Raw genomic sequence first — 13,015 nt, 5'->3', positions numbered from 1 at the left:
AATATAGATTAATACATTATTTATTATTTACAAGGCATTTTTCAAGTTTCTTCTTAACGCGCTGTAGAGCGTTATCTATAGACTTTGAATGCCTATCTAAATCACAAGCTATTTCTTGATATGACTTACCTTCCAAATAGGATTGTAATACCTGAATTTCTAAGTCTGATAATACTTTGTTTATTTCCTCTTCAATGAATTCCTTCTGTTCTTGACTTATTATAAGCTCCTCAGGATCAGTTATTCTTATATTAGATATTATGTCTAATAATGTTCTATCTGATTCTTCTTCTGATACAGGTTTATTCAAAGATATATATGTATTTAGAGGAATGTGCTTTTGTCGCGTAGCTGTTTTTATCGCAGTTATTATTTGTCGTGTAATACATAATTCTGCAAAAGCTCTAAATGAAGTAGACTTTTCTCCATTAAAGTCTCTTATTGCTTTATATAATCCTATCATGCCTTCTTGGTATATGTCCTCTTTATCTGCTCCTATTAAGAAATAAGATTTAGCCTTAGCCTTAACAAAGTTCTCATACTTAGAAATAATAAACTCTTGAGCTCTTTTATTACCTTTTTTAGCTTCTTCAACTATTTGTTCTTCGGATTCACATTTATAGAAACTTTCTACAGAATTAAAAGCTTTTTCTTCATTCATAAAATTCCTCCACCCCCTAATACCCGAATTTAACTTCTCCTAATAGCTTCTAACTTTCTTAAAACATCATCATCTAGATTATCTTCTAAAGTATTTTTAGCTGATACCCGAGCTTTTTTACTGCTTTTTTTTACATCTTCAATATCTACTCGTACTAAATTATAAAATTCTACACTCGATATTCTAACAGCACCCCTTTGAAAGATTGTTTGTTGTTCTAAGGAATCAGACGTCACAACATAAACTTCAAATCTTCTTCCTAAATTATGTACTTCTCTTTCAATATAAGCATCAGCAGTTTCTCCATCCTTAGTAAATACAACTAACAAATTTTTATTGTGTTCGTATTTGTTTTCGATATTACCAGTTACCTTATGACCATCATAAACAATAACAATCTTACATCCATTAATAGCTCCATAGTTGTGCAATATATCAACTAGTTTTTGTCTAGCACTATCTAAACTGGTTTCTTTTTCTCTTTTTAAATTACCCCAGCTATTTATTACATTGTAACCATCAACAAATATAATTTTCACATTGAACACCTTTATATAACAATTATTTTGTTAATCTTCCTTTTAAGACTTCATACATCATTATACCACCTGCAACTGAAGCATTTAAAGAGTTAATTTTTCCAATCATAGGTATTTTAACTAATACATCGCATTTCTTTAATGTAAGTTTAGAAATTCCTCTACCTTCACTACCTATAACCAGAGCACATGGTCCAGAGAAGTTTGTATTATAGCTGAAATCCTTACCGTCTATATCTGCCCCATATATCCATATACCTTCTTCTTTTAATTGGTCTATTGTTGCATTTATATTAGTAACTTTAGCTATTCTCATATGTTCAATAGCTCCTGCTGAACATTTGTATACAGTAGGCGTTACACCAACATTTCTTCTCTTAGGAATAATTATTCCATGAACACCACATAACTCTGCTGTTCTTATTATTGAACCTAAATTATGAGGATCTTCTATTTCATCTAATATTACTATGAAAGGATCTTCACCTTTTCTCTTAGCACGGTTTATAATATCTGTTACTTCAGAATATTTAAATGGAGTAACCTTAGCAATAACACCTTGATGACTTGCTCCTCCACACATTTGATCTAAATTTCTTCTATCTACTTCTTTAACTATAACATTTTTTTCTTTAGCTAAACCAAGAACTACCTTTATAGAACCTTCTAAATCACCTTTAGCAACACTTATATATTCTATTGTCGTATTGCTTTTTAATGCTTCTATTACAGCATTTCTACCTAAAACTAAATCTTCTCTTATTTCTTCAGTTCCAAATTCTACGTTATTTCTCTTTATTCTATTATCCGCTGCACCATTATTTCTATTTTTTTTATTTTCAAGATATTCTCTTTTTCTTTCACTTCTATTTTGTTTCTCTTGTAGTTTATTAAATTCTCTTTCTTTTCTTCTTGGGTTTTCTCTTTTAGCCATAATGGACTCTCCTTTATTTCTTATTAAGTTCTGTAGTCACTGCTTTATTCATTATATAATTTAATCTTTCATAATTACCAATTAAATGTAGGTAGCCAATAAGTGTCTCAAAACCAGTCGCCATTCTATAATCTCTCACATCTGCATTTTTAGGAACTGTAGCAGATTTTGTGTTTCTTCCCCTTTTAAATATGTAACTTTCTTCTTCTGTCAATTCTTCCTCTAATAAATGCATAATAGTAGATTGGCTCTTCGCTTTTACATATCCAATAGCCTTCACATGAATTTTATGTGCTGTTAACTCTATATTATTAGCTAATATATAATTTCTTACGAAAAGCTCATAAACAGCATCTCCTATTAAAGCTAGCTGAAGTGGGTTTAATAATCTAGCATCTTTAGGTGTAAATTCCTTTTCTCTATAATCCTGTAACATTTTTCACCTCGTTATATTAATGAAAAACTTAAAATGATAAATTGTAAATTAATGAACAAAGTCAGCAAAGCTGACTTTGTTATAATATATTTTCTGAAACTACTTCAAGAAGTTTCTAAATTAATTTTTCATTGTACATTTTGCATTATTAATTAATTATTAATCTGCTTTCTTCCATCTAACTCCTTGAGGAGTATCTTCTAAAATTATCCCTCTAGCTTTAAGGTCATCTCTTATCTTGTCTGCTAAAGCAAAATCTCTATTTTTTCTTGCATCTTGTCTTGCTTGAATTAAAGCTTCAACTTCTTCCTCTAAGCTTACTTTAGTTGTTTTTTGTAGTATTCCTAAAGGCATACCTAGTTCTCTTATTAATTCTAAAGCTTTTTCACAAAGTTCTTTTGACGAATTAATAGTTACATTGGTATTTATATCTCTTGCTAAATCAAATAAAACAGAAATCGCATCTGCAGTATTAAAATCATCATCCATTTTTTCTATATATCTTTGTCTATAAGAATCTAAACTATCAACATATTTCTTTTCTTCATCAGTCATAACTTCTATCTTAACTTCACTTATTAAGCTTTCTAAATTTCCTATAGCATTATATAATCTTTCAACTGAAGCTTTTGCTGAATCTAATAATTCATTGCTAAAGTTTAATTGAATTCTATAATGTCCTGAAAGCATTAAGAATCTTATAACATCTGCATCATATTCTTTTAACGCATCTCTTGCCGTTAAGAAGTTATTTAATGATTTAGACATTTTTTGATTATTAACATTTAAGAATGCTGCGTGTAACCAGTAGTTTGCAAATTTCTTTCCTGTTAAAGCTTCACTTTGAGCTATTTCATTTTCATGGTGTGGGAATGTTAAATCCATACCACCAGCATGTATATCTATAGTATCACCTAATAATTTCTTTGCCATACAAGAACATTCTATGTGCCATCCCGGTCTTCCAAGTCCCCATGGGCTTTCCCAAGCAGGCTCACCTGGTTTTTGAGCTTTCCAAATAGCAAAATCTATTGGATCTTCTTTTCTCTCATCAATATTTATTCTAGCACCTGATTGTAAATCATCTAAATTTTGACCAATTAATTGACCGTATGATTCGAACTTTTTAGTTCTAAAATATACATCTCCATCTACTGCGTAAGCATATCCGTTATCAACTAAACCTTTTACGAACTCTATAATATCAGTTATATACTCAGTAGCTCTTGGATTTACAGTAGCTCTCTTAATATTTAATCCATCAGCATCTTGATAATACTCGCAGATATATTTATCACCAATTTCTTTTACTGTGGTTCCTTCTTCATTTGCTTTGTTTATCATTTTGTCATCTATATCAGTAAAGTTTTGAACAAAGTTAACTTCGTATCCTCTATATTCAAAGTATCTTCTTATAGTATCAAAAACAATAAATGTTCTACCGTTACCTATATGAAAGAAGTTATATACTGTAGGTCCACAAACATACATCTTAACCTTTCCTGGCTCTAACGGCACAAACTCTTCTTTTTTTCTAGTTAAGCTATTAAAAACTTTCATCCTCTTCAAACCTCCTTAATTAAAATATATTTTAAAACTTACTTATTTCCCACCTAAAAAACAAGTTTTATTTGCCTTATAATCTTACCCCTTGCTTCTCAAACTGAGCTTTTACAGTGTCTAAAACAGAGTCAATTTTTATTACTTCCATTTCTCCATCTCTTAACTTAAATTCAACTTCTCCATCAGTAATCTTTTTACCAACAGTAACTCTCATTGGAATTCCAATAAGCTCTGAATCTTTAAACTTAACTCCTGGTCTTTCATTTCTATCATCTAATATAGCATCTACACCCATAGCTCTTAATTCATTATATAGCTTATTAGCAATTTCCATTTGAGCTTCATCTTTAATATTTACAGGAATTACTGACACATGATATGGTGCAACTGAAAGAGGCCATACAATACCATTTTCATCATGGTGTTGTTCTATTATAGAAGCCATAGTTCTAGTAACACCTATTCCGTAGCATCCCATTACAAATGGTACATTCTTACCATTTTCATCTATAAATGTTGCATTCATAGCTTCAGAATACTTAGTTCCTAATTTGAAGATATGACCTACTTCAGTACCTCTTGCGATAGTAACTTCTCCTCCACATTCAGGGCACTTTTCTCCTATAGTAATGTTTCTAAAATCACCAACTGTTCCTTCAAAATCTCTTCCATAGTTAACATTTTCTAAGTGATATCCTGTTTCATTAGCTCCAACTATAAAGTTAAACATCTTTGAAACTTCTTCATCCACTAATAAAGCATCTACTTTTATACCTACTGGTCCAGCAAATCCTACTTTAGCGTTAGTAGCTGCAAATACTTCTTCTGCTGTAGCCATATTTAAATCTACAACCCCACCTAAAGCATTTGATACTTTAACTTCATTAACTTCTCTATCTCCTCTAACCATAACAGCAACTATCTTACCATCAGCATTAAAGATTAAAGTTTTAGCAAATTTCTTTTCAGTTGTATTGAAGAACTTAACTAAATCTTCTATTGTTCTAGCATTTGGAGTTTCAGTCTTAACCATGTCTTTTAATTCTTCAGTTTCAGCAACATCTGGTGTTGATGGAGCTTTTTCTATATTAGCTGCATAATCACAACAAGTACAGAATACTACATCATCTTCTCCAACCTCTGATTTAACCATAAATTCAGCTGAATTTGATCCTCCGATAGCTCCTGAGTCAGCAGCAACACATTTAGCATCTATTCCACATCTGTTGAATATCTTTACGTAAGCATCATGCATTTTATCATACGATAAATCTAATCCTGCTTGATCTTTATCGAAGCTATAAGCATCTTTCATTATGAACTCTCTTGATCTCATAACTCCAAATCTTGGTCTTCTTTCATCTCTATATTTAGTTTGAATTTGATAAAGATTAACTGGTAATTGCTTATAAGATTTTATTTCATTTCTAGCAATATCAGTAAATACTTCCTCATGAGTTGGTCCTAAGCAAAACTCTCTGCTCCCTCTATCTTTTAATCTAAATAGCTCTGCTCCATATACGTCCCATCTACCTGATTCTTGCCATAATTCAGCTGGTAAAAGAGCTGATGCTAAAAATTCTTGAGCTCCAGCTGCATTCATTTCTTCTCTTACTATATCTTCAACATTTTTTAATACCTTTAAACCTATTGGCATATAGTTATATACACCAGCAGCCATTTTTCTAATCATTCCAGCTCTAAGCATTAACTTGTGGCTATCAATTTCAGCTTCTGCTGGCACTTCTCTTAATGTTGATACTAACATATTTGACATCTTCATAATTAGTTCCTCCAATTTGTTTATATTAATCATCGCTATTCATAATTAAAATCAACTATGAAATTTAGCATATTATTCTACAAGTAAAAAGTTAAAGTTGATGATGAATTTTAAACTGCACTACTCACTCTTAACTTTTAATTATAAAAAAAATCGCCCCTAATTATATAATTAGGGCGACTTATATCGCGGTACCACCTAAATTTGTGCTCTTGATAATGATAACGGTGTTAAACCGATAGTTTTTACCTATAACTCCGAAGCTGGTTCAAAATCTATTTGAGAATCTTACAGCCAAGGACTCTCTCTCTGAAAAAGCGATTTCTACTATTCTTCTTCACTGCTTTAAATTTAATATTTATAATTTATTATTATATAGTCCTAAAAAACTTATGTCAACATTAGTAATTATTAGTCTATACAAGCCTTTCCGCTAAAATTATATCATCCGGAGTAGTTATTTTTATATTGGTATATTCACCATCATATAGATAAACCTTATAGCCATATTTTTCAGCCACCATAGTATCATCTGTAACTATATCACCATTTTCTTTAACTTTTTCATGACATCTCATTATATTTTCATACTTAAATACTTGTGGTGTTTGAATAGCAACCAAGGAGCTTCTATCTGGAGTATTTACAGAAAAATTCTCTTCATTTTTCACTTTTATAGTATCTTTTGGCATAACACCTGGCGCAGCAGCTCCATAAACTCTAGCGTATTTAATTCCTTCATCAATTATCTTATCAGAAATTATTGGTCTTGCCCCATCATGAATAAGAACTATATCTGTGTTGTCCATTCTTTTAAGAGCATTATATACAGAATCCTGTCTTTCAAATCCACCCTCTACTATTTTATCAACTTTTAATGAGTACTTTTCTAAAACTTCTTTTTTGCAATACTCTATTTCATCCTTAGGTAAAACTAAAAATATTTGGTCTATATTTTTATTGTCTATAAACCTTTTTAAAGTATAGTATAGAATTGGCTTATCTTTTATCTCAATAAACTGCTTACTAACTTTACTCCCCATTCTTTTTCCTTTTCCACCGGCTAATATAATAACACTAGTCATAAGCTAATCTTAATTCTCCTTTTGTTTTGCAAAAATCATTCTTCCTGCTGCCGTTTGTAATACAGAAGTTACTATTACATCTAGTTGCTCTCCTATAAACTTCTTTCCACCTTCAACTACTATCATAGTTCCGTCGTCTAAATAAGCTATACCTTGAGATGACTCTTTTCCCTCTTTATTCACAACAACCTTCATTTCTTCTCCTGGAAGAACTACCGGCTTAACTGCATTAGCTAATTCATTAATGTTTAACACAGGCACACCTTGAACTTCAGCAACCTTATTTAAGTTATAATCATTAGTAATTACTTTTCCGTTTAATGTTTGAGCTAATTTTAATAATTTAGAATCAACTTCAGCTATTTCTGGAAAGTCTCCCTCCCATACTTCTGTTTCTATCTCAAGTTCTTTTTGAATCTTATTTAATATATCCAAACCTCTTCTACCCCTATTTCTTTTTAATGCATCTGAAGAGTCTGAAATATGTCTTAATTCATCTAATACAAAACTTGGTATAATTAAAGTTCCTGCAATAAATCCAGTCTTGCATATATCAAAGATTCTACCGTCGATAATTACAGATGTATCTAATACGTTAGATATATTCTTAGTATTATTTTTATGTTTTTTATCTTTTGAAGAGCTTTTCTTCATGTTTCCAATCATAACATTAATATCATCTTTTTTCTCAACAAATATCTTTATACCAATTACCACTGCTACTAATTCAATTAATACAAATAATATTGGTCCCGCTATAGGATGAATGCCTAAAACAGGAATTCCAATAAGAGATGCTATAAGTAATGCAACTATAGTCCCAACGGTTCCATATACTAACTCACTAGCACTTACCTTCTGAACATTTTTTTCTACGGTGTCTATTATTTTATTAAGTCCTTTGTAGATAGTAGGTGATATAAAATATAATATAATACCGAAAACTAAAATAACAAATAACAAAAATACTATCTTACTTATTAGACTCTGTAATAGCTTCACCCCTAAATCATTTAACACATTTAGCAATCCATCTCCTACTACATATCCTAAAATAAGTCCTATAGTAGTAATTATTGCTCTAAATACTCTTTTTAACACTTTTTAACCTCCTTTTTTCACAAATGTTATACTTTCTATTATACCCTTATATTTATTTTATAGATACATAAATAACCATATTAATTATAACACAGTATTTATTATTTAAATCAGTAATTATCTAATTATATAATAAATATATTTATTTACCCCCTATCAAAAACTAATTACATTTATTATTATAATATTAATCTTTCGGCCGATGGATATATTGACAGAATTATCTGAAAAAAACTATAATTAACTTACAAGCATTATTATTCTAAGGAGTTGAGGCGAGATGAAGGACGTTATATTTGATAACTTCCAAAATGATGTGGATGATTCACTACTAAGACATAAAAGTATTTTAGATATTTTAACAAAATATTCCGAGTCTAGTGCTAGAGTAAATAGAGCTGTTGCTAAGGCCGTTACAAATTGTGGTTGCATTAAGATAAATGCAGACAAACAATCTTCACCTCAAGACCAAGATAGCCTTGAAGACTTTTATAAGAGCTTAAATAGCCATATAAACGGTGAACCATGTGAAACTTGTCGTGAAGTAATCGAGCGAGAAATGGGTAATAATTTATTTTATCTTACTTCTTTATGTAATGCACTTAATATAAGTTTATATGACGTGCTTATAAAAGAAGATAATAAAATTAATACTTTAGGAAAATTTAATTTCAGATAGAAATAATATGGCAGTATTACTACTGCCATATTATTTTTGCCATATAAAAGAATTATATACCAAATATTCTATAATTCTTTCTTTAAGTATATCTGCTCTTTAATTCTCTTTAATCCATTTCTTATCGCTGTAGCTCTTGCTTCCCCTATACCTTCAACCATATCAAGATCTTCCTTTGATGCTTTAATAACATTTTTAAGACTATCAAAATGCTTAATAAGGTTTTCTATTATACTCGTTGGTATTCTAGGAATCTTAGAAAGAATTCTATATCCCTTTGGAGATATTAAAGTATCCACTAGAGATACTCCACCATGACCTAATAATTTAGATAAGTTATCTAAATCTATTAGTTCTTCAGAGCTTAATTTTTGAACTTCTTTATATATTTCATCGCCATCAGCTTGATCATTACAATAATCTTTTATTAGAAGTATTCCATCTCTCTCAATATATTTTATTAACTCATTAAGTTGCATGGAAATAAGTCTTCCTTCATTTCCTAATTCAACTATATACTTTTTAATCTCTTCAACTATTCTCATTACCATTTCTGTTCTTTGAATAGCTGTAGTTACATCAAATAACGTAGTTAAATCCTGAAACTCAAGAATGTTTAAGTTATTAATAACTTTTTCTAATACATTAACATACTTTTCTAGAGTTTGTATTGCTTGATTAGCTCTTGCTAAAATAACGCTACTATCTTGAAGTATGTATTTTAAATCGCCTTTATATATTGTAATTATGTTTCTTCTTTGCGAAATTGCTATAACAAGAGTTCCTGTTTGTCTTGCTATTCGTTGAGCCGTTCTATGTCTAGTTCCAGTTTCAAATGTAGCTATCGTTGAGTCTGGAATAAGTTGAGCATTAGCACATACTATCTTTTTTAGATCTCCACTTATAACAATTGCTCCATCCATTTTTGCTAATTCATACACATATGCAGGAGTGTATTCTGAATTAATATTAAATCCACCATCAACTAGCTTCATTACATTTTCATTATCACCAATTATTATTAGTCCACCAGTTTTAGCTCTTAAAATATTATCTAATCCCTCTCTTAAGCTTGTTCCTGGACTAACTAATTTAAGTATATTTTTAATTTCATTATCTTCCTTTATCCTCATTATACTCACCTAATTATTAATTATATTATTATAAATCCCTATTACTTATTACCTATAGACATGGAATATTACATCATTTAGAGTTTTTAATGCTATAACATCTATTCCTTTAAATACAGTTCCTTTAGAAAAAGAATCTTTTGCTACATATACTCTCTTGAATCCCATTCTAGCAAGCTCTTTAACTCTACTTTCTAAAGAAGGCACTTTTTTAAGCTCTCCAGTTAATCCTACATCAGCAATAAAAGCAATATTTCCTTCTATTCCTTTTTGCTTAACCGAAGATACTATACTCATTATTACTGCTAAATTAATACCTTGCTCTCTAATTCTCATTCCACCAGTGGTTTTTATTATTACATTTTTATCGTAAAGATTTATTCCACCTCTTTGTTCAAGAATAGATATTAGTGTATTTAATTTATCTTTTCCTAAAGTTTCTCCTATCCTAGTTGGATAAGGGGTAAACGTCTTTGATACTAAACTTTCTATTTCTGTTATTATAGGTCTTGATCCTTCCTTAATAACTGTTAATGTACTTCCTGATACTAATTCTCCCTCATCCCTTTTGGTCATAAAAAATTCAGATGGATTATCTATAGACATCATACCTTTTTCAGTCATTTGAAAAAATCCTGTTTCTCCAGTACTTCCAAATCTATTTTTTGAACTTACAAGTCCTCTTAGCTCTTCATCGCTATCAGCTTCTATTATAAGTACAGTATCCACTAAATGTTCTAAAGCCCTAAGTCCAGCGAGCTCATCTGCTTTTGTCATTTGTCCAACTATTATAACAGCTCTTTGTCTCTTATCATTTTTAGCAACTCTTAATAATTCGTTAGCACATTCCATAGTTTGAGTTGGAGAACCAGCTCTTGCAGGTAAATATCCTTCCATAGTAAATGTCTGGATACTATCTATAATAATTAAATCTGGATCTATCTCTTCTATAGAATCAACAACATTATCTAAACTAGTTTCTTGAACTACCCATATATTTTCATTTATATTATCTAATATTCTATCAGCTCTATTCTTTATTTGACTATCGCTTTCTTCTCCTGATGCATATATAACCTTATGCCCTTTCTTAGCTATACAATCAGCAACTTGTAATAATAAGGTTGACTTTCCAGCACCTGGTCTAGCCGTAATTATAGTAATAGAATCTCTTACTATTCCACCACCCATAACTCTGTCAAACTCATTAATTCCTGTAACTATTCTATCGCTTTTACTAGACGTTACTTCTGTAAGTTTCTTTGCTGCCTTCTTAGGTGTTCTTGATGTAGTTACAGCTTTACTTGTGCTTTTAGCTTGAACTACTTCTTCCTCAAAGGTGTTCCAATTGTTGCAATCTGGACATTTTCCTAACCACTTTGGTGTTTCATACCCACAATCCTTACACACATAAACTGTTTTTATTTTTGCCATACCGATTCACCACTTCTATTATACTTATATATAAGTATTCTTAACTTATTTCACTCTTTCTAATATATCATAATTAAAATAAAAAAATATATAAAATACAAAAAATCATCGTTAATAATTTTAACGATGATTTTTTACAAATTATAACTATTTTATTAGTTTTGCTGCAGCTTCATCAACAACAACTACTACATCTCTATGCATTTGTAACATTGTAGCTGGATTATCTGTAGTGATTTTTCCTGAGAATAACCCTTTAATAGCTTCAGCTTTTCCTTCACCTGATGCTATTAATATTATTTTTTTAGCTTTCATTATTCCACCAAGACCCATAGTTAACGCTTTTCTTGGAACTTCATCTATTGAATCGAAGAATCTAGCATTTGCCTCTATAGTACTCTCTGTTAATGAAATTATATGAGTTCCTGCTGATAACTCATCTCCTGGTTCGTTAAATGCGATATGTCCATTGTTACCGATACCTAATAATTGAACATCTATTCCACCAAGCTCTTCAATCTTATTATCGTAGTTTTTACATTCTTCTTCTAAGTTCTTTGCTAAACCATTTGGTACAAAAGTCTTAGTCTTATCAATATTTATATGATTAAATAAGTTTGTATTCATAAAGTTTCTATAGCTTTGCTCATGTTCTGGATTTAATCCTATATACTCATCTAAATTTATTGAAGTACATTTAGAAAAATCTAATTCCTTATTTTCACACTTAGCTATTAGCTCTTTGTACATTCCAATTGGTGATCCTCCAGTAGCTAATCCTAAAACTGCTGTAGGTTTTTCTATTACAACTTTAGCAAACTCCTCTGCTGCTATTTTACTTAATTCTTCATAATTTTTTGTAACTATTAATTTCATAATATCTCTCCCTCTCTACGTGAAATATTCACTTGTAATGTAAATTTATCTGATCTATATAATGCCTCTTCAATAAATAATAATTTATTTTTATTAGCAAAGGTTTTACCTATCATCTTAAGCACTGGAAAGTTTTCTTTAGTATTAAACTTTTCCTTTACTTCATCTGTTATATCTGCTGCTACTATAGAAGAAGTAGAATTGCTTATTGAGTATCCAAAATTCTCTAAAATTTTATATAATGACCCTTTTAGCATCTCTTCATTAATATGCCCGCAATAATCTACTGGTATAAATACAGTCTCAACTGCTATACACTCTCCATCAACTATTCTTCTTCTCTCAATCTTATAAACTTTATCAAGCATAAAAATATCTTGCATATCGTCTGGTGTATCTATTACATCGAAGTTAATAACTTCTGTCTTTAACTCTCTACCTGTTTGCTTTATCATCTCTGTAAAACTCATCATATCTTGTTGCTTTACAGTCTGTTCACATACAAACGTACCTTTACCTTTTAATCTAGTTAAAACCCCTTCTTGAACTAACTCACCTATAGCTTGTCTTATCGTCATTCTACTTACACCGTAGATTTCACATAATTCTCTCTCACTTGCTATACATTCTCCAGGTTTCCAAAGACCTTGAGCTATCTTTTTAACTAAATCATTTTTTAACTGGAAGTATACTGGTATAGGACTACTCTTATCAATCATAGTATCGCCTCCTAAGCATATTATAACGTGCAGATTTATAGATGTCTATACCAGTTGATAAAAATCTTTTGT

13 protein-coding genes and 1 other annotated feature are annotated in these 13,015 nt (G+C 30.3%); of the genes, 1 reads left to right on the top strand and 12 read right to left on the bottom strand.

Annotated elements, in window-relative coordinates; all coding sequences use genetic code 11:
- Nucleotides 1-16: 16 nt before the first annotated feature.
- The 8 genes from sigH to H8S20_RS18665 form a co-directional block, all read right to left on the bottom strand.
- Nucleotides 17-661, bottom strand: coding sequence for an RNA polymerase sporulation sigma factor SigH (gene sigH, locus H8S20_RS18700; RefSeq protein WP_032117004.1), 645 nt, complete (start codon nucleotides 659-661; stop codon nucleotides 17-19).
- 29 nt (nucleotides 662-690) lie between these two features.
- Nucleotides 691-1,200: an NYN domain-containing protein gene (locus H8S20_RS18695; RefSeq protein WP_186861060.1), complete on the bottom strand. Its 510-nt coding sequence runs from the start codon at nucleotides 1,198-1,200 to the stop codon at nucleotides 691-693.
- A 22-nt stretch (nucleotides 1,201-1,222) separates the two neighbouring features.
- Entirely contained in the window at nucleotides 1,223-2,134 is a 912-nt protein-coding gene (gene rlmB, locus H8S20_RS18690; protein WP_032117002.1) for a 23S rRNA (guanosine(2251)-2'-O)-methyltransferase RlmB, read from the bottom strand.
- 13 nt (nucleotides 2,135-2,147) lie between these two features.
- The gene (locus H8S20_RS18685; RefSeq protein ID WP_186861059.1) at nucleotides 2,148-2,570 is read right to left on the bottom strand and encodes a Mini-ribonuclease 3; all 423 of its coding nucleotides are present in this window, start codon (nucleotides 2,568-2,570) and stop codon (nucleotides 2,148-2,150) included.
- A gap of 159 nt (nucleotides 2,571-2,729) precedes the next feature.
- On the bottom strand, nucleotides 2,730-4,130 hold the full coding sequence (cysS, locus tag H8S20_RS18680) for a cysteine--tRNA ligase (RefSeq protein ID WP_186861058.1): 1,401 nt from the start codon (nucleotides 4,128-4,130) through the stop codon (nucleotides 2,730-2,732).
- 76 nt (nucleotides 4,131-4,206) lie between these two features.
- Entirely contained in the window at nucleotides 4,207-5,916 is a 1,710-nt protein-coding gene (locus tag H8S20_RS18675) for a proline--tRNA ligase (protein WP_032116999.1), read from the bottom strand.
- 169 nt (nucleotides 5,917-6,085) lie between these two features.
- Nucleotides 6,086-6,266, bottom strand: a binding site (T-box leader).
- 66 nt (nucleotides 6,267-6,332) lie between these two features.
- Nucleotides 6,333-7,001 carry a 2-C-methyl-D-erythritol 4-phosphate cytidylyltransferase gene (gene ispD / locus H8S20_RS18670; protein ID WP_186861057.1) on the bottom strand — a complete coding sequence of 223 codons (669 nt, stop codon included), beginning with the start codon at nucleotides 6,999-7,001 and terminating at the stop codon, nucleotides 6,333-6,335.
- 9 nt (nucleotides 7,002-7,010) lie between these two features.
- The gene (locus tag H8S20_RS18665; RefSeq protein ID WP_032116997.1) at nucleotides 7,011-8,102 is read right to left on the bottom strand and encodes a PIN/TRAM domain-containing protein; all 1,092 of its coding nucleotides are present in this window, start codon (nucleotides 8,100-8,102) and stop codon (nucleotides 7,011-7,013) included.
- Between the two features lie 280 nt (nucleotides 8,103-8,382).
- On the opposite strand from H8S20_RS18665, the gene H8S20_RS18660 reads away from it, so the two are divergent.
- The gene (locus H8S20_RS18660) at nucleotides 8,383-8,781 is read left to right on the top strand and encodes a nucleoside triphosphate pyrophosphohydrolase family protein (protein WP_032116996.1); all 399 of its coding nucleotides are present in this window, start codon (nucleotides 8,383-8,385) and stop codon (nucleotides 8,779-8,781) included.
- Nucleotides 8,782-8,849: 68 nt separating this feature from the next.
- Here H8S20_RS18660 and disA read toward each other — a convergent pair whose 3' ends face one another.
- The 4 genes from disA to H8S20_RS18640 form a co-directional block, all read right to left on the bottom strand.
- Nucleotides 8,850-9,914 (bottom strand): DNA integrity scanning diadenylate cyclase DisA, encoded by a 1,065-nt coding sequence (gene disA / locus H8S20_RS18655; RefSeq protein WP_032116995.1) that lies wholly within the window; start codon nucleotides 9,912-9,914, stop codon nucleotides 8,850-8,852.
- Nucleotides 9,915-9,962: 48 nt separating this feature from the next.
- Nucleotides 9,963-11,348, bottom strand: coding sequence for a DNA repair protein RadA (gene radA / locus H8S20_RS18650; protein WP_186861056.1), 1,386 nt, complete (start codon nucleotides 11,346-11,348; stop codon nucleotides 9,963-9,965).
- Between the two features lie 147 nt (nucleotides 11,349-11,495).
- A complete protein-coding gene (gene nagB / locus H8S20_RS18645; RefSeq protein ID WP_032116993.1) occupies nucleotides 11,496-12,224 on the bottom strand; it encodes a glucosamine-6-phosphate deaminase in 729 nt (242 codons plus the stop codon).
- Complete coding sequence (locus tag H8S20_RS18640; protein ID WP_032116992.1) at nucleotides 12,221-12,943, bottom strand: GntR family transcriptional regulator; 723 nt, start codon at nucleotides 12,941-12,943, stop codon at nucleotides 12,221-12,223. Before H8S20_RS18640 ends, nagB begins: the two co-directional genes overlap by 4 nt.
- Nucleotides 12,944-13,015 lie beyond the last annotated feature (72 nt).

The organism is Clostridium hominis, from assembly GCF_014287825.1.
In the GTDB taxonomy this organism is placed as follows: domain Bacteria; phylum Bacillota; class Clostridia; order Clostridiales; family Clostridiaceae; genus Clostridium; species Clostridium hominis.
Note: the sequence above shows the minus strand (reverse complement) of the source record. Positions and strands in the feature narration are given on the sequence as shown.

Coding starts and splice junctions, on each gene's coding strand:
- sigH (WP_032117004.1), bottom strand. CDS start 661: ATGAATGAAGAAAAAGCTTTTAATTCTGTAGAAAGTTTCTATAAATGT.
- rlmB (WP_032117002.1), bottom strand. CDS start 2,134: ATGGCTAAAAGAGAAAACCCAAGAAGAAAAGAAAGAGAATTTAATAAA.
- H8S20_RS18685 (WP_186861059.1), bottom strand. CDS start 2,570: ATGTTACAGGATTATAGAGAAAAGGAATTTACACCTAAAGATGCTAGA.
- cysS (WP_186861058.1), bottom strand. CDS start 4,130: ATGAAAGTTTTTAATAGCTTAACTAGAAAAAAAGAAGAGTTTGTGCCG.
- H8S20_RS18675 (WP_032116999.1), bottom strand. CDS start 5,916: ATGAAGATGTCAAATATGTTAGTATCAACATTAAGAGAAGTGCCAGCA.
- ispD (WP_186861057.1), bottom strand. CDS start 7,001: ATGACTAGTGTTATTATATTAGCCGGTGGAAAAGGAAAAAGAATGGGG.
- H8S20_RS18660 (WP_032116996.1), top strand. CDS start 8,383: ATGAAGGACGTTATATTTGATAACTTCCAAAATGATGTGGATGATTCA.
- disA (WP_032116995.1), bottom strand. CDS start 9,914: ATGAGGATAAAGGAAGATAATGAAATTAAAAATATACTTAAATTAGTT.
- radA (WP_186861056.1), bottom strand. CDS start 11,348: ATGGCAAAAATAAAAACAGTTTATGTGTGTAAGGATTGTGGGTATGAA.
- nagB (WP_032116993.1), bottom strand. CDS start 12,224: ATGAAATTAATAGTTACAAAAAATTATGAAGAATTAAGTAAAATAGCA.
- H8S20_RS18640 (WP_032116992.1), bottom strand. CDS start 12,943: ATGATTGATAAGAGTAGTCCTATACCAGTATACTTCCAGTTAAAAAAT.